The following is a 16,570-nucleotide window of genomic DNA, read 5'->3' as shown; positions in this document are numbered from 1 at the left end:
AAGCCCCTCTTCTTTGCCCCGCGAGCAGCCTCCTGCCCGCGGGGCTTTTTGCTACCTTGCCGACGATTTTTCTGGGGCGGGGGCTATTTTGCACCTCGGCTTGATTCGTTCGCCACGAAATGGGCCTATCTACTACGTTTAACCGACCGCCCTCAACCATGCCGAATTTCCTAAAATCAAAAGCGCAGGTAGACGGCTTGCGCATTCTCGGAAAACCGGGGGATGGTCGACCCATACGGTTTAAACGTAGTAGATAGGTCGTTTTCGTGGCGCGGCCCCAAAACAGCCTTTTGGGACGGGTGGTATCCTTGGTAGCCCTGTGCTGCAAACGCACCTTAAACGCAAGGAGTCCCATGGATCTTATCGCCCAGCTCGCCCGCGAGCTCAACCTTAAGGCCGCCAACATCGAGGCAGCCGTCAAGCTCATCGACGAGGGCAACACCATCCCCTTTATCTCGCGCTACCGCAAGGAAGCCACGGGCGGCATGGACGACGTCGCCCTGCGCGCACTCGACGAGCGCCTGTCCTACCTGCGCAATCTTGAACAGCGCAAAGAGGACGTCATTCTGCTCATCGACGCCCAGGGCAAACTTACGCCCGAGCTCGAACAGCAAATTCGCGAGGCCACGCAGCTCCAGCGTGTCGAGGACCTCTACAAGCCCTACCGCAAAAAGCGCATGACCCGCGCACAGAAGGCCCGCGAGGCAGGCCTGGAGCCGCTTGCCAACATGATCATCATGCAGGCCTCGGCCAAGGGCAGCGCGCTCGACACCGCCGCGGCCTACGTCAACGAGGAAGCCGGCTTCGACACGCCCGAGAAGGCGCTCGCCGGCGCGGCGGACATCGTGGCCGAGACGGTGGCCGAAGACCCCGAGAACGTCGCCGACCTGCGCGCCTTTACGCAAAACACCGCCGACATCGTCGTCGAGGCCACCGACCCCGCCGAAAAGACTCCCTACGAGCCCTACTACAACTATGATGAGCCGCTGCGCCGTATACCCAACCACCGCGTGCTGGCTATCGACCGCGGCGAGCGCGAGGGCAAGCTTCGCGTGCGCGTGAACGTCGACGGCGCTGCCGCCACAGCGCGCCTCAGCAGCCGTTGGCCCCGCCGCCAGGGCGTCTTCGCGCCCGTCTTCGATGCCGCCATCGCCGACGGTTACAAGCGCCTCATGGCCCCCTCGCTGGAGCGCGAGGCCCGCGCCAAACTCACCGTTCGCGCCCAGACCGAGGCCATCAACGTCTTTGCCAAGAATCTCGAGGGCCTGCTCTCGGCACGCCCCGTGCGCGGCGCCCGCGTGCTCGCGCTCGATCCGGGCTACCGCACCGGCTGCAAGGTCGCCGTCATGGACGAGACCGGCAAGCTGCTCGACCACGGCGTGGTCTATCCCACCAAGCCGCGCCACGACGTCGCCGGCACCAAGCGCGAGCTCGCCCGCCTCGTCAAGAAGGACGGCGTCAACACCATCGTCATCGGCAATGGCACCGCCAGCCGCGAGACCGAGGAAGTCGTCTCGGAGTTCATCGCCGAGCAGGCGCCTGAGCTGCGATACACCATCGTCAACGAGGCCGGCGCATCGGTGTACTCCGCCTCCGAGCTCGCCAGCCAGGAGTATCCCGACCTGGACGTCACCGTGCGTGGCGCCATGAGCCTGGGCCGCCGCCTGCAGGACCCGCTGGCAGAGCTCGTCAAGATCCCGCCCCAGTCCATCGGCGTGGGCCAGTACCAGCACGACCTTGACCAGACCGAGCTTTCGCGCACCCTGGGCCACGTGGTTGAGGACGTCGTCAACCGCGTGGGCGTCGACGTAAACACCGCGAGCGCGAGCCTGCTGGGATACGTATCGGGCATCACGCCGAGCGTGGCCAAAAACATCGTGGCCTACCGCGAGGAAAACGGCGCCTTTACCGATCGCCGCCAGCTCAAGAAGGTCCCCAAGCTGGGACCCAAGGCATATCTCAACGCCGCGGGCTTCCTGCGCATTAGCGGCGGCAGGAACCCACTCGACGCGACAAGCGTCCACCCCGAGAGCTACGAGGTGGCCACGTCCGTCCTAGAACGCGCCGGCGTTAAAGCAAGCGAGCTCAGCCGCGGCGGCGTGCCCGACATCGAGCGCCGCCTGGGCAGCATCTCGGCGCTGGCAAGCGACCTGAACTGCGGCACCCTCACGCTCATCGACATCGTTAACGAGCTCAAGAAGCCCGGTCGCGACCCGCGCGATGACGCGCCCGAGGTGGTCTTTAGCCGCTCGGCGCTTTCCATCGACGACCTGGAACCCGGCATGGAGCTCAAGGGCACGGTGCGCAACGTCGTGGACTTTGGCGCCTTCGTCGACGTGGGCGTGCACCAGGACGGCCTCGTACATATCTCTAAGCTGGCCAACCGCTTTGTCAAGCACCCCAGCGACGTCGTGCGCGTCGGTGACACGGTCAAGGTGTGGGTCGAAAAGGTCGATCGCGACCGCAAGAAGATCTCGCTCACCATGGTGCAGGGCAAGTAAACCGCCAAAGCAAAGGTACCCCCTGTAGCGATGTGCAAAATCGCGAGTATTCTGCAAATTCCACCGTTCCGGATGCCCCTCAGAGACGAAAAAGCAAAAAACAGCCCCCGTTTTAGCGTCGTCAGAGCCAAAACGGGGGCCGTTCCATGCTTCGGTTAACTGATAAAGACCTTTACCTTGCTGAATACTCTCAATTTTGCACGGCGCAGGCGGGGGTACCCTTGCTTACGGCAGGATATGGAAACCGAGCGCCGCGATATCCTTGGCAAAGCCGCGGACGGTGTCGAGCGAGACCTCGTACGGGTCGCGACCGATGTTCTTGCGCTTGGCCAGGATGCTGTTGGGCACCGTGATGATCTGGCAACCGCAGGCTTCTGCCTGGTAAATGTTAATGAGCTCGCGCGTGGACGCCCACAGGACCTCGCAGTTGGGCTTTGCGGCGGCCTTCTTGACCGACTCCGTCATAAACGGAATGGGGTCGACGCCGGTATCGGCGATGCGGCCGGCAAAGAGCGAGATGATGGACGGCGTCTCGGTGTCAACGGCCTCGACCATCTCATCGACCTGCGTAGGCGTAAAGATGGTAGTGACGTTGACCTTGATGCCGTCGGCGGAAAGCTTGCGGACCAGCTCGGCGGTGGACTCGCCCTTGGTGGTCACGCACGGAATCTTGACGTAGACGTTCTCGGCCCAGGTAGCGATCTCGCGGGCCTCGACCTCCATGGTCTCGACGTCGTCGGCAAAGACCTCAAACGAGACGGACACATCGGTGATGTGGGCCAGGACCTCCTTGGCAAACGCGCGGTAATCCGTCACGCCGCCCTTCTTCATAAGGGACGGGTTGGTCGTGAAACCCTGAACGTTGCCGTTCTCGTACATGTCGAGCATGCCCTCGAGGTTTGCACCGTCAGCGAACACCTTGATTGCCATCTGCCTGATTCCTTTCGCTTGCACACGGGCGTTAAACTGCTAAACACTTTACCTACGTTTATCAAGGCGTGAGCTGCGGTTTTTTATCTTCTCGGCGAACGGTATAAACACCTCAGTGTTTGGATTGATAAATCGATTGAGCATGCAAAAGCAAAGAGTCGCAGTTTGAGCAAACGTCAGAACGCGGGATTCATTAGATGAGGCCGAAATGCTGCATCGCTGTGACGGTACCGTCGTGTGCGACATCGTCGGTCACGTAGTCGGCGACCGCCTTGACCTCGGGCATGGCATTACCCATGGCCACGGCCGTCTCGACGGCGGCGAGCATGCCCAGGTCGTTGCCCGAATCGCCAAAGCCAAAGGTGCGCGCATTTCCCTCGCGGCCCAGATACGTCAGCGCTCGCGCCACGCCCACGCCCTTGTTGATGCCCTTGGGGCTCAGCTCGCGATTCTGGCCACCGGTGTTGCACAGCTCAAACTCGCGATCGATAAAGCCGTCATCATTGGCTACGCGAGCCAAACTGGGCACATTGAGGCATACCTTGCCCACGCGCAGACTGCCGTCGACGCGCATCTCCTCGGCGCTGTGCACCACAGAAGTGCCGATCAGAGACGACTGCTCAACACCCGCAGGTTCCAAGGCAAAAGTAGCCACGTTGGTCTCGAAAAAGGCCTCAATCCCTGCCGCGGCCATACGGCGTGCAAGCTCCTCGATAACGTGCTCGTCAAAGCAGTCCTCATGCACCACGCGGCCCTCGACCTCGAGCGTCGCTCCCGCCATGGCAACGACGCCCGCGGGGTCGAGCGCGCGCAGGCCATCGGCGATCAGCCACAAGGGACGACCCGTGCAGATAAATGCCTGGTGACCCGCATTGCGCAGGCGATGAAACGCCTCGACGACCGCCTGCGAGGGGCGAACCGCCGAAAAGTCCTTGTCGGTCATGTTGTCGGGATCGAACGACGTCAGCGTGCCGTCCACGTCAAAAAAGAGCACAGCGGGTTCGGGACACGCATCAATCATATGGGTTCCTTTCGAGGATAAGGGCAAACGAAGCATCCATCATATAATGGAGCGACGCAACCAGAGAGGTCACCCATGGAATTTTACGCAAGCTGCCCCGAGGGCTTTGAGTCCGCACTCGCCGATGAGCTTAAACGCCTCGGGCTTTCGCATGTTCGCCGGCTGAAGGGCCGCGCTACATTTGAGGGCGAGCTCGAAGAAGGCTACCGCGCCTGTCTGTGGTCGCGCCTGGCGAGCCGTGTGTTCGTGGTACTCGGGCGCTTTGAGGCGCAGGATGCCGATGAACTGTACGATAGCGTTTACGACATCGCCTGGGAGAGCATCGTCCGCCCCGGCGCCACCATCGCCATCACCGCCCGCGGCGTGACCGAGCAGCTGCGCAACACGCGCTTCTCGGCCCTGCGCGCCAAAGACGCGCTGTGCGACCGCCTGGCCGAGACCACGGGACGTCGTGCCGACGTCGATGCCGCCGACCCCGATGTTCACCTACTGCTTTCGCTGCGTCAGCGTCGCGCGAGCATCAGCCTGGACCTTTCGGGCGACCCGCTGTTCAAGCGTCTGCCGCCCGCTGCGACTCGTGCCGGCGAGGGCGCACACGTGTTGCGCCCCGACTACGCCGCCCTGGTGCTGGCGCAGGTCGGCTGGACCGCACTATGCGAGCGCGAGCTGACGGCCGACGATTACGAAAACGAAGCCCTTCCCACGCTGATCGATGCCTCGTGCGCCGGCGGCGGTCTGCTGCTGGAGGCCGTGAACATTCTGACCGACCGCGCCCCGGGCGCCGCACGCGAGCGCTGGGGCTTTGAGGGCTGGCAGCTGCACGACGCTGTCCTGTGGGAGCAGCTGCTTGCCGAGGCGCGCGAGCGCGAGGCGGCAGCGCGCGAGCGCCAGGCGCGCATCGTGGCCGTAGACATCGACCCCGCCGCCCGCAAGACTGCCGAGCGCATGGTCAAGTGCGCCGGCTACAAGCGTTTTGTCGACTTTTGTGCCGCCAAGCCCGCCACCGTGCTGGACCATGCGGGCGCCGTCGCCGGTGCCGCCCTGGTCGCGGACACGACCGAGACCCCGCTTTCGCTCATGCACGATGCCATGACGCTCATCGGCGAGCTGCGCCGCGCCCCCGAGCTCGCTTCGGCGCCGGTCGCCGCTCTCACCCGCGACGGCTTGCTGGCCCGCGCGCTCCACGCCGAGCCCGAGCGCTCGATCGCCGTCATGCCCAATAACGAGGAGGCGGCTCTTGAGGTTTGGCCCTCGCTCGACCACGCCGCCGCGGCATTCGAAGCTGCGACCAGCGCAGATGCCGAGGAGCAGACCGCAGATGCCCAAGGCGAAGCCGCCGACACCCTCATGCCCGAACCTACCGCCACGCTCGACCTGGGCGACGGCAAGCCGCTGCCCGTGCTCATCCCGGAGTCCGAGCAGTTCGCCAACCGCCTGCGCAAGAACGCCCGTCTGCGTCGAAAGTGGGCAAAGCGCGAGGGCGTGAGCTGCTACCGCGTCTACGATGCCGACCTGCCCGACTACTCCGCTGCCATCGACCTGTACGAGGGTTGCCCGCAGACGCCGGGCCGCTGGCTCGTCATCGCCGAATACGCCGCGCCCAAGACCATCGACCCCGCACTGGCCCAGGCCCGTATGCTCGACATCTTGGCCATCGCGCCGCGCATCCTGGATGTTCCGGCCGAGCATGTGCACGCCAAGGCCCGCATGCGTTCGCGCGGCGGCTCGCAGTACGGCAAGCAGGGCGCCGGCAAGGGCGCATCGGGCGAGCGTGCCAATATCACACGCCGTCGTCTGCCGCTCATCGAAGAGGGCGGCCTCACCTTTGCCGTCAACTTTGACGACTATCTGGATGTGGGCATCTTCCTGGATCACCGCGTCACCCGCAACCTAGTGCGCGAGCACGCCAAACAGGCGCGCCGCTTCCTCAACCTGTTCGCCTACACCGGCACTGCCACCTGCTACGCGGCCGATGGCGGCGTCGAGGAGACCGTGACGGTCGACCTCTCCAACACCTATCTGGACTGGGCCGAGCGCAACATGCGCCAGAACGGCTTTGTGGGGCCGCAGCATCATTTTGTGCGCGACGACGTGCTTGCCTGGATTCGCGACCAGCGCCAGACGCGCAACCGCTGGGACCTGATCTTTGTCGACCCGCCCACGTTCTCGAACTCGTCAAAGATGGGCCGCCGTACCTGGGATGTCCAGCGCGACCATGTTGAGCTTTTGGCCGGCGTATCTCGCCTGCTCGCGCAGGGCGGCCATGCCATCTTCAGCTGCAACCTGCGCGGCTTCCGCCCCGAAACGCGCAAGCTCGCGCGCGCGGGCGTCGTGCTGGAGGACATTACGGCGCAGACCATTCCCGAGGACTTCGCACGTAACCAGAAGGTGCACCACTGCTATATCGTGCGCCGCCTGCCCATTGAGGACGCCATGGCCGAGGTCGGCTTTAGCGCCGAGGAGATTGCCGAGCGAACCGAGGAGCTGCGCAACCCCAAGGCCCGTATGCCTCGCGCGGCAGTGCCCGCGCACGCGCAGGCCGGCAACGGCAAGCCCAAAAAGAAGAAGTTCTACGCCAGCAAGCCCAAGGGCAAATAGACAAAGTTGCGGTGGAATACGGACTGTTTTGCCTGGAATTAGGCAAATTTAGACCGTATTTCACCGCAACTCATAGTGGGATGGCGGACGCCGTCCTACCCTTGGGTGACCAGGCGATAGCCGATACCCACGTGCGTCTGGATATAGCGCGGATGCGCGGGGTCGGACTCAATCTTCTTACGCAGCGTGCCCATAAAGACGCGCAGGCTCGCCAGGTCGCTCTTAGTTGCCGTGCCCCAGATCTCATGCAGGATAAACTGGTGCGTCAGCACCTTGTCGGCGTTGTGTGCCAGCAGGCACAGGAGCTTATACTCGATCGGCGTCAGATGCAGTTCCTCGCCATCCATCGTGGCGATGCCGGCATCAAAATCGATATGCAGCTCACCGGTATCGAACGAGCCCTCGGAGGCAACACCGCCCGTTTGCGCATACGAAAGGCGCCTGAGCGTCGTGCGAATACGCGCGAGCAGCTCCTCGACCGAAAACGGCTTGGTCAGATAGTCGTCGGCACCGGCATCGAGCGCGCGGATTTTGTCCGCATCCTCGCTGCGCGCCGAGACCACGATAATCGGCATGCCCGACCATGCGCGCACCGACTCCACCACCTTGACGCCGTCCATATCGGGCAGGCCCAGATCGAGCAGCACAATGCTCGGCGTCTGCGACGAGGCGGCGGCGATGGCGGCATGGGCGGTCTCCACGGCCATATGGCGCAAGCCGTGCGCCTCGAGCGCGGCAACAATAAGATTGCGAACGGCAGGGTCGTCCTCAACGACCAAGATGAGCGGTTTTACGGCAGAGTTCGGCACGGCGCTACTCCTTATCAAACGAAACGTCGGCGGCAGGAAGCTCAATCGTAAAGACCGAGCCGTGCGGGTCCGCCGCGGCAACCTCTATGCTACCGCCATGCGCCAGCGCAATGGAGCGGCAGAGCGAAAGACCCAGGCCCACGCTGCGGTGACTGTCAGCCAGACCGTGGTTGGCGGTGTAGAACGACTCAAAGATCCGCTCGCGGTCCTCGGGTGCGATGCCCGGACCATCATCGACCACCGAGCACGCCACGCGTCCATCGTCGACGCTAATCGAAATCATGATATGCGAGCCCGCGGGCGTATAGGCGATGGCGTTGTTCACCAGATTGACCACCAGCTGCACCATCAGGCGCGCATCGACGTTGACGAGCGCCGGCTCATCGCACGCCACCACCTTAAGATCGTGCTCGCGCACGGCAGGGTTCACGTGGCGCAGCGCCTCCTCGACGATATCGTCCATGAGCTCGAGCGTGGTCGACAGGCGCATGCCGCCGCCCTCGAGCTTGGTGATGGCGAGCAGGTTCTCGACGGTGGCGTTGAGCCATTGCGCATCCGAGCGAATGGAAAGGAGCAGGCCGCGGCGCGTCTGGGCATCGAGCACCGCGGTGCCGGTCGAGCCCTGATCGAGCAGGACATCGGCATTGCCCGAAATACTGGTGAGCGGCGTACGCAGATCGTGCGAGATGGAGCGCAGCAGGTTGGCGCGCAGCTGTTCGTTTTTGGCGAGCACCGCCGCCTCCTCGCGGGCCTCCATGGCGCGGGCGCGGTCGAGCGCCAGCTCACCTTCGCTCACGATGGCATCGGCAAGCGTCCGCTCCTCATGCGTCAGCACGTCGGGCTCGGCAACGATAGCCAGCACGCCCACCACCGAGGCGGGGTCGCCCGAGCGGACGAAGCCGTCGCCCGTGCGAACCGTCAGGTAGATGCCATAAAACGCCGAGCCGCCATAGGTGGCATCGAGCGGCGTTCCCACATAGGCGGACGCCGAGAGCCGCGGCGGCATCTGCGGCGCCAGTTCATGCACCGGCGCGGCATCGCCCACGGCCGTGTATGTCGCACGCGGCAGCAGGTCATCGCCCTCGGCGTCGGCGCTGTACCACACGACCGGACAGCCCGAAAGACGCGCCAGCTGCGTTGCCATGGCATGAACGATCTGCTGCTGATCGGCGCACCGCTGCAGCATGCGGTTGGTCTCGAGCACCATATGCGTGCGGCGGTCGCTGGCGGCAGCCTGTGCCAAGGCGCGGCGCAGGGCTAACGCAATCGAGCTCGACACAAGCGAGACCACGAACATGATGAAGAACATGCCGGGATAGCCGCGGTCGATAAGCGACAGCGAGTAGCATGGGTCGACAAACAAGAAGTTGTAGAGCGCCACGGCGGCAGCCGAGCTCAGCAAGCAATACAGGCGACTCCAGGTAAAGAATGCGCACAGCTGAACGGCGAACACATAGACGATCATGATGCTCGGCGCGAGACCCGGATGGTCGAGCAGCGCGCCCACAATCGTCGCCGCGACCAGCAGCCCCACCGATACGCAAGCGTCATACAGAGGAGTGCGGCGCGTCAGCGTTGTGCGCCGCCACCAAAAGTTATCGGCAATATCGCCGTCCGTACGGACGTCCATCAGCGCCCCGCCCCTCTCTCGAAAACAAAAACCACCACAAAGGGACAGGCACCTTTGTGGTGGTTTCCCTTGTGGTGGTTCCAAGTGTATAGCCTTTGCAACCGGCGGTCGTTAGACAAACAGCACGTGCGCGAGCAGGGCACACACGCACACCGCTCCAAATACCAGTGCCACGATCGAGATCACGCGGTCGGCCATGTCCATGTTGGCACGATTCGTAAAGAACCGATCTTCGGCGGCGTCGACGCGCGCCTCACGCACCATTTCGACCACCGCCTCGCGGCCATCGAGCGCCTTTGTATCCATGTTTACCTCCCCGGCCTCATGCTTATCCATCAAAAACCAACTCCGTGTAGCCGCCGACGTCTACGGCCGCTCGTTGGGGGCCAGGCGCTGCATCTTGTTCACGGCCTTGAACTTGGTGAACAGCGGCACGTACTCAAAGCTCACGTTGGAGTTCTCCAGGCCGTACCAGCGTGCAGGCGTGCCGGCGGCGCGGCGGATGATGTACTTGAGCGTGATGGCCGTACGCTCGCTCGGCTCCACATCGCTTTCGGGCGCCAGAAGCTTACGGATCAGGACGAACTTGAACGTACCGATGTTGCCCGGATCCTTGTAGACCGAGTAGTCATGCGTCTGCGCCGGCAGCTCGCCGGTGGCAGCCAGGTCCTGAACGACCTGACGCAGATAGGCATTGACGCGCTGGTTGATCTTGTAGCCCAGGTACAGATGCACGCGGAACACGTAGTCGGTGCCGAACGTCTCGACCGAATAGGCAAAGGTATGCGGCTCGTCCATGGTCTCGACATTCACGAACCACCAGGCGCGAGCGCGCTTGGGATGCTTGTCCAAAATCGAGTAGACGATGTCGCGGTCGATGTAGTCGGTATGGGTGTCCTTGGTCAGGTACACGACGTTGTCGCTCATGCGCTCGTAACGGTCGTCGTCGCGCAGGCGCTTGAGCTGCGGCAGGTAGCTGCGCAGCGGCAGCAGCGTAAACTGGCGCTGCTCAACAGCCGTACCGTTGTACCAGCACACCATGATGCCCATGATGAGCGCGGCCATGAGGATGGTGAAGTAGCCGCCGTGGAAGAACTTGGTAAGTGAGCTCACGAAGAAGAAGCCTTCGAGCAAAAGGAAGAAGGCCGCGAAGATCCACGGAGCAACCTTGAGCTTGCGCTCCTCGTGCAGGTAGAAGAAGAGCAGCAGCGTGGTGCACATCATAGTCAGCGTAATGGCAAGGCCGTAGGCGGCTTCCATATGCGCCGAGTTCTGGAACAGCAGCACCACGATGACGCAGCCGACAAGCATGACGTTGTTGACCATGGGGATGTAGAGCTGGCCCTTGGTCTCGGCAGGGTAGAAGACCTGCATGTGCGGCATGAGGTCCAGACGGCTGGCCTCGGACACCAGCGAGAATGCGCCGGTGATGAGCGCCTGCGAGGCAATGATGGCCGCGACGGTGGAAAGGCCGACGGCAAACGGGCGCAGGCCCGGGGCGAGCATCTGGTAGAACGGGTTGAGGTCGGCAATGCCCATGAGCTCGGGGTTGGCAGCGTTGTTCATAAGCCAAGCGCCCTGGCCCATATAGGAAAGCAGCAGGCAGCACTTAACGAACGGCCAGGTAGCGTAGATGTTGCCGCGGCCGACGTGGCCCATGTCGGAGTAGAGCGCCTCGGCACCGGTGGTGGCGAGGAAGCAGCTGCCCAGAATCATGATGCCCGCGTGGTTGTTGGGGCTCAGCAAAAAGGCGATGCCGCGCACCGGGTTGAGGCACAGCAGCACGGCGGGGTGCTGGAAGACAAAGAACAGACCCGTGCCGCCCAGGAACAGGAACCACAGCGTCATGATGGGGCCAAAGGCGTGACCGATCTTGGCCGTACCGATGCGCTGAACCAAGAAGAGCACGATGATGATGGCGAGCGTAATGGCGACGACACGGCCCTGGTCATCGCCCAGCACGGCATGGACCGCCGGGATGGTGCGCAGGCCCTCGATGGCCGTGGTAACGGTAACGGCCGGCGTCAGGATGCCGTCGGCGAGCAGCGCGGCGCCACCCAGCATGGCGGGGACGATAAGCCACTTGCCGCAGCGCTTGACCAGGCTGTACAGGGCAAAGATGCCGCCCTCACCATGGTTATCGGCGCGCAGCGAGATGAGCACATACTTGATGGTGGTCAGCAGCGTGACCGTCCACACGACAAGGGAGAGCGCGCCGAGCACGAACTCCTCCGTGACGCTTCCGATGCCGCCGTTGCCGGCAACGAGCGCCTTGGTTACATACATAGGGCTGGTGCCGATATCGCCGTACACCACGCCCAGCGTGACGAGCATCGCCGAGATGCTCACAGGAATCGCAGCGTGCGAAGCTGCCTCCTTGGCCTTTTGTTCCATAAGCCGGTTTCCTCCCAACTTTAATGTTCGAAGGAATTATAGGTAATCGGCCCATGTTTGAATGGCACTGTTTTCCCAGCTAGATAAACATTTATACGGCCTTTAAGCCACCTCGGCGATATGGAATGTGACAAAGGGACTGTCTCTTTGTCGCATCCGTCATTTTCCGAGCCAATTTTTGAACCACCACTCCATGGAGCGGCTCATCTCGGCCATAAAGGGACTCGTGTGCTTGCGGGTATAGATGTCCACGACGCGCTCCCCCACCACGCGGGCATGCGGACGGAACATCGCGTCCATCTCGGCTACCTGCGCGTCCATAGTCGCAGCATCGGCGCGGCAGTAGCGCTCCTCGTGCACCAGGTTCACCACGGGATGCGCAATGGCCGGACGCTCCTTACGGGGCGTGCCGATGATGAGCATCGACAGCGGCATGGTATACGGAGGCAGATCGAGCAGCTCGGCCACTTCCTCGGCATTCTCGACGATATCACCGATGTAGCAGCTCCCCAGGCCCAGGGCCTCGGCGGCGACCACGGCGTTTTGCGCAGCGATCACGGCGTCCTGGGCCGCGATGGCAAAGTCACCCAAACCCGGTGCACGGCGGGGCGCCTTGCCCGTGCGCTCGACAAACTCGGGCTCAAAGCAGCCCACGTGCTCAAACAGATCGATCCACTTGGCATAGTCGACCACAAATATAAGTGCCCAGGGCGCCTTGGCGATCATGGGCTGGTGGTCGCACAGGTCGGCCAGACGATCCAGCGTAGCCTGCTCGCGAATGCTCACGATGGAATACATCATCATGGCGCCCGCCGACGGCGCGCGACTCGCCGCATGCAAAATTGCCGCCCGCTGCTCGTCGGTCACCGCCACGGGACGGTCGTCGTCATCACGCGCGAAGGCACGCGTGGAGGAACGGTGCTCCAACGTGTCCAGCACCGCATTGCCCGTCGTCTCGACCGGATAGCCGCCCGCGTCCATGCCAGCGTCCACGTCACCCGCACTCGTCATACAAGCCCGTTCGTTCATCGCCTCATCCTCGCCAATTCTTTAAGAAGCCTTTACGTTTCCGTGTAATTCCCGTCCATTATCGCGCAGGTCGCCACTACATTGCGCCACACCGTCACACGTGCGCGTTAATATGGCTGGTTGTTGTGCGCAGACACCAATTGCAGCGCATATCTTGGTAACAATCGGGTAAACCCCCGCTTTCGTACGTTTTAGTTTGTGAGGAGTCTCAGCATGTTCGCTGCCGCCATCTCGCTCGTCGGTCTTGCGGCGACCGTCTACCTTGTCTTGCGCGAGGCCAAGGCCATTCGCGCTCAGTCGGGCACCGTTGCCAAGGGCGCCTTCGCCTGGAGCGTCGCCTTTGGCCTGTTCCAGCTCTTTTTGACCGTCTGGGGCGCTATTGGCCTCGTCGCGCAGAACGAGCCGCTCGCCTTCGTGATGCTCATCCTGACCAACGCCATCCTCACCGGCTGCGCTTGGGCCAGCATCGCCCGCGACCGCATCGCCCCGCGCGTCTTTGCGTTCGCCGGGCCCGACGCCCCCGCCCCCACCGGCAAGCTCGCCCGCCTGCGCGGAGCCTTTGTGGGTAAACCGCTCGTCGCCGCCGTCCTGTGCCTGCTGCTCGCCGGCGTCTTTGCGCTGCTGGGCATGGAGGTCTCGTCCAACCACGACTTTACCTGGGTCTACCCCCTGTGCATCCTGCTCGAGTGGGCCATCATCACCACGCTCATGGTCGGCCTGTTCTTCCTGTTCCAGCGCCACGGCGCAGCCCCCGCGGTCTTGGCCTTTGCCCTCTTTGTCCTGGGCATTGCCGAGTTCTTCGTCATCACGTTTAAATCCATGCCCATCCAGCCGGGCGACCTTTCGGCCATCTCCACCGCCGCCGCGGTCGCCGGCACCGGCTACACCTTCTCGATCTCGCTGTTCTGCGTGCTGTCCATGGGCTTTACCGCCATCGCCATGCTGCTGTGCGAGTACGCCGGCCTGGTGGCACCGCACCGTCAGAAGGGCGCCGCCAACGCCAAGCGCATGCTGCTCACCAACCTGCTCGTCGCCGTGCTGTGCCTGGGCGGTGTGACCGCACACGTCACGCTCATCGACTACTACAACACCCTCGGCATCACCGTCTACACCTGGCGCCCGCTCGAGAGCTACTGGCGCGAGGGCTACCTGCCCGCTTTCATTAGCGCAGCGCAGTCCATCAAGCCGCCCAAACCCGCCGACTACTCCGTCGACGATGCCAAGGCCACGCTCAAAAAGTACGCCAAGGCCTATGACAAATCCGACGCGGCTAAGAGCGATGAGCGCGCCGCCGCAAAGGAGCAGTTCGACAGCGAGAAGCCCACGGTCATCGCCATCATGAACGAGACCTTCTCGGATCTGTCGATCTACCAGAACATGCGCGCCGGCTACGAGGGCCCGCAGTACTTTAAGAACCTGTCCAACTGCCTCAGCCGCGGCAAGCTCTACGTGAGCGCCTACGGCGGCGGTACCGCCAATACCGAGTTTGAGTTTATGACCGGCAACTCCATGGCCAACCTGGGCTCGGGCGTGTACCCCTACACCATCTACAACATGGAAACGACCGGGAACCTGGCAGAGCAGTTCAAGTCGCTCGGATATTCCACCACGGCCATGCACCCCAACCACGCCACCAACTGGAACCGCGAGAACGTGTACAAGGACTTTGGCTTTGACCGGTTCCTGTCCATCAACGACTTCCAGGGAGCCGACACTCTGCGCGGTATGGTGACCGACCAGGCGACCTATGACAAGATTCTTGAGCTGCTCGACCAGAACGCCGATCCGCAGTTCATCTTCGACGTGACCATGCAGAACCACTCGGGCTACGACACGGGCCTGCTGCCGGTCGACAAGCAGATGCACCTGAACATCGACACGACCGATCTGGACGCCAAGACCGTCGAGGACGGCACGCTCTCCGATGTCGACGAGTACGTCTCGTGCATCGAGCAGTCCGACCAGGCGCTGCGCTACTTCCTTAACGCCCTGAGCAAGCTCGACCGCAAGGTGGTCGTGGTGTTCTGGGGCGATCACCAGCCGTTCTTCCCGTCCAAGTTCAACGACAAGTGGTTTACCGGTGAGGACGACGCCACGCATCAGGAGCGTCTGTGGCAGACCGACTACATCATCTGGGCCAACTACGACGTTGCCGGCTGCGACCAGACGAGCGAGGTCGACGACCTGTCCACCAACTACCTGTCCACGCAGCTTATGCAGCTGATCGGCGCACCCCTCTCCGACTACCAGAAGGCGCACATGACGCTGCGTGAGTCGCTGCCCGCCATCAACTCGGTGGGCTACGAGGACGCCAGCCTGCGCTGGGCGCTCTCCTCCAACGTCACCGGCGACGACGACGCCGCAGCAGCCGCCACCAAGGCGCGCGAAGATTACGCCAAGATGCAGTACTATGAGATGTTCCGCGACGGCAAGAACGTGTACACCGAGCACTTCCAGACCGAGGCCAACGAAACCGACCCCAACCTGGCGCCGGGCACGACCAAGATCAAGTAGCAGCGCGTCTTAACTGGTTCGTCTGCCCGGCGACGCGGAACGTAAGGTTCCCTGCTCGGACAGTCCTGCGCAAGACGGAGGCCACATTAAGTGGCCTCCTTTGCGTGCGGAACTCGCGATGAACCTTACATACCTCCGCCCGGACAGACGCCCTGTTGTTGGAGCGTGGCTTGTCTTGGGTGTATCGCCGAACATATATAAGTTGAAGGCCACACCATGTGGCCTTTTTGCATCCGGAAACCGTGTCCCAGAATTCACGTCCGGAATGGGATGCAGTTTCCGCTTGTGGCTCCGTTGGGAAACTGCATCCCACTCCAGAGGCAAATTCTGGGACGCACTTTCCGAAACCCCATCCATCCGGAAAGCCCGTCCCACTCTGAATACATCCAGCGAACATATGCGAGCGTGTTGTCCAGAACGGCCTCGTCATCGGGGTGATGGAAAATATCGTCCCAGACGCTTGCCATCGTTGCGCCCACGAGTGTCAAGAAAAAAGCCTCGAGGATTTCGAGGCTTTCACCATTTGTATTGTTTTGCACGAAGGACCGCGAACGGCGAAGCTACTCCCCCAGCACGGCCTTTTTGGCGGCTGCAGCCATGTTGTCCAGATCTTCCTTGGTGGGATGGTCCTTCGCGGCAACCCAGTTGTCGAGCAGCATCTTAAATCGGGCGTTGTCGGGATCTTGCTCGAGCATGGCCTCGTAGCGCTGCTTGACCGCGGGGCCCATCTTGCCCTGGCACATCGCCCAGCCCGCAAGCTCGGCATCCCCAGCCAAATTGGAAGTTACGCGGTCGATAATCTGCTGATAGTAGCTCTGGTCGGCGCCAAAACCGCAGGTGCCAAACAGGAAGACGCGCTTGCCGTGCAAAGCGGAGAGCAACGCCGCGACCGAAGGCGTGCACGCGCCCTTGTCGCACCAAAAACCGACGAGCACCGTGTCGGCCGCGCAGGCGCCCTGCGCCTCGAGCGCAACCTGATCTGCATCCGCATCGTCGCTCAACGCCGCGGCATGGACAAACTCAACGCCCGCAGCCTGCAGTGTGCGCTTGATCGCGCCCGAAACCATCCTGGTATTACCGCTCTTGCTGTTAACCACCAAAGAGCACGTCATAGTCACGTTGCCTCGTTTCCCCCAAAACTAAA

General features: G+C 62.6%; 11 protein-coding genes. 3 read left to right on the top strand and 8 right to left on the bottom strand.

Features of this window, described 5'->3' with window-relative positions; translation table 11 throughout:
• The first annotated feature begins 353 nt into the window (after positions 1-353).
• On the top strand, positions 354-2,501 hold the full coding sequence (locus ARB25_RS04955; RefSeq protein WP_055286285.1) for a Tex family protein: 2,148 nt from the start codon (positions 354-356) through the stop codon (positions 2,499-2,501).
• Positions 2,502-2,726: 225 nt separating this feature from the next.
• Here the strand turns inward: ARB25_RS04955 and ARB25_RS04950 are convergent, their stop codons facing one another.
• Positions 2,727-3,431, bottom strand: coding sequence for a transaldolase (locus tag ARB25_RS04950; RefSeq protein WP_055286284.1), 705 nt, complete (start codon positions 3,429-3,431; stop codon positions 2,727-2,729).
• A gap of 193 nt (positions 3,432-3,624) precedes the next feature.
• Positions 3,625-4,452, bottom strand: a complete 828-nt coding sequence (locus ARB25_RS04945; RefSeq protein ID WP_055286282.1) for an HAD-IIB family hydrolase — start codon at positions 4,450-4,452, stop codon at positions 3,625-3,627.
• Positions 4,453-4,527: 75 nt separating this feature from the next.
• Between ARB25_RS04945 and rlmKL the strand changes: the two genes are divergently transcribed.
• The gene (rlmKL, locus tag ARB25_RS04940; RefSeq protein ID WP_055286280.1) at positions 4,528-7,050 is read left to right on the top strand and encodes a bifunctional 23S rRNA (guanine(2069)-N(7))-methyltransferase RlmK/23S rRNA (guanine(2445)-N(2))-methyltransferase RlmL; all 2,523 of its coding nucleotides are present in this window, start codon (positions 4,528-4,530) and stop codon (positions 7,048-7,050) included.
• Positions 7,051-7,145: 95 nt separating this feature from the next.
• Here rlmKL and ARB25_RS04935 read toward each other — a convergent pair whose 3' ends face one another.
• The 5 genes from ARB25_RS04935 to ARB25_RS04915 form a co-directional block, all read right to left on the bottom strand.
• A complete protein-coding gene (locus ARB25_RS04935) occupies positions 7,146-7,859 on the bottom strand; it encodes a response regulator (protein ID WP_055286278.1) in 714 nt (237 codons plus the stop codon).
• A 4-nt stretch (positions 7,860-7,863) separates the two neighbouring features.
• A complete protein-coding gene (locus ARB25_RS04930; protein WP_055286276.1) occupies positions 7,864-9,489 on the bottom strand; it encodes an ATP-binding protein in 1,626 nt (541 codons plus the stop codon).
• Positions 9,490-9,600: 111 nt separating this feature from the next.
• Positions 9,601-9,795 carry a hypothetical protein gene (locus ARB25_RS04925; RefSeq protein ID WP_035138755.1) on the bottom strand — a complete coding sequence of 65 codons (195 nt, stop codon included), beginning with the start codon at positions 9,793-9,795 and terminating at the stop codon, positions 9,601-9,603.
• Between the two features lie 60 nt (positions 9,796-9,855).
• Positions 9,856-11,883, bottom strand: a complete 2,028-nt coding sequence (locus tag ARB25_RS04920; protein ID WP_055286272.1) for a KUP/HAK/KT family potassium transporter — start codon at positions 11,881-11,883, stop codon at positions 9,856-9,858.
• Between the two features lie 159 nt (positions 11,884-12,042).
• Positions 12,043-12,912, bottom strand: coding sequence for a nitroreductase family protein (locus ARB25_RS04915; RefSeq protein WP_082421875.1), 870 nt, complete (start codon positions 12,910-12,912; stop codon positions 12,043-12,045).
• 213 nt (positions 12,913-13,125) lie between these two features.
• On the opposite strand from ARB25_RS04915, the gene ARB25_RS04910 reads away from it, so the two are divergent.
• The gene (locus ARB25_RS04910; RefSeq protein WP_055286270.1) at positions 13,126-15,426 is read left to right on the top strand and encodes an LTA synthase family protein; all 2,301 of its coding nucleotides are present in this window, start codon (positions 13,126-13,128) and stop codon (positions 15,424-15,426) included.
• A gap of 560 nt (positions 15,427-15,986) precedes the next feature.
• Here ARB25_RS04910 and bilS read toward each other — a convergent pair.
• The gene (gene bilS, locus ARB25_RS04905) at positions 15,987-16,538 is read right to left on the bottom strand and encodes a flavodoxin family protein BilS (RefSeq protein WP_055286269.1); all 552 of its coding nucleotides are present in this window, start codon (positions 16,536-16,538) and stop codon (positions 15,987-15,989) included.
• Positions 16,539-16,570 lie beyond the last annotated feature (32 nt).

This window comes from Collinsella aerofaciens, assembly GCF_001405375.1.
Taxonomy (GTDB): Bacteria; Actinomycetota; Coriobacteriia; order Coriobacteriales; family Coriobacteriaceae; genus Collinsella; species Collinsella aerofaciens_F.
This window is presented reverse-complemented; position numbering and strand designations above follow the sequence as displayed.

Bases quoted from the DNA above. Each gene is read 5' to 3' on its own strand.
- ARB25_RS04955 (WP_055286285.1), top strand. From the start codon at position 354: ATGGATCTTATCGCCCAGCTCGCCCGCGAGCTCAACCTTAAGGCCGCC.
- ARB25_RS04950 (WP_055286284.1), bottom strand. From the start codon at position 3,431: ATGGCAATCAAGGTGTTCGCTGACGGTGCAAACCTCGAGGGCATGCTC.
- ARB25_RS04945 (WP_055286282.1), bottom strand. From the start codon at position 4,452: ATGATTGATGCGTGTCCCGAACCCGCTGTGCTCTTTTTTGACGTGGAC.
- rlmKL (WP_055286280.1), top strand. From the start codon at position 4,528: ATGGAATTTTACGCAAGCTGCCCCGAGGGCTTTGAGTCCGCACTCGCC.
- ARB25_RS04930 (WP_055286276.1), bottom strand. From the start codon at position 9,489: ATGGACGTCCGTACGGACGGCGATATTGCCGATAACTTTTGGTGGCGG.
- ARB25_RS04925 (WP_035138755.1), bottom strand. From the start codon at position 9,795: ATGGATACAAAGGCGCTCGATGGCCGCGAGGCGGTGGTCGAAATGGTG.
- ARB25_RS04920 (WP_055286272.1), bottom strand. From the start codon at position 11,883: ATGGAACAAAAGGCCAAGGAGGCAGCTTCGCACGCTGCGATTCCTGTG.
- ARB25_RS04915 (WP_082421875.1), bottom strand. From the start codon at position 12,912: ATGAACGAACGGGCTTGTATGACGAGTGCGGGTGACGTGGACGCTGGC.
- ARB25_RS04910 (WP_055286270.1), top strand. From the start codon at position 13,126: ATGTTCGCTGCCGCCATCTCGCTCGTCGGTCTTGCGGCGACCGTCTAC.
- bilS (WP_055286269.1), bottom strand. From the start codon at position 16,538: ATGACGTGCTCTTTGGTGGTTAACAGCAAGAGCGGTAATACCAGGATG.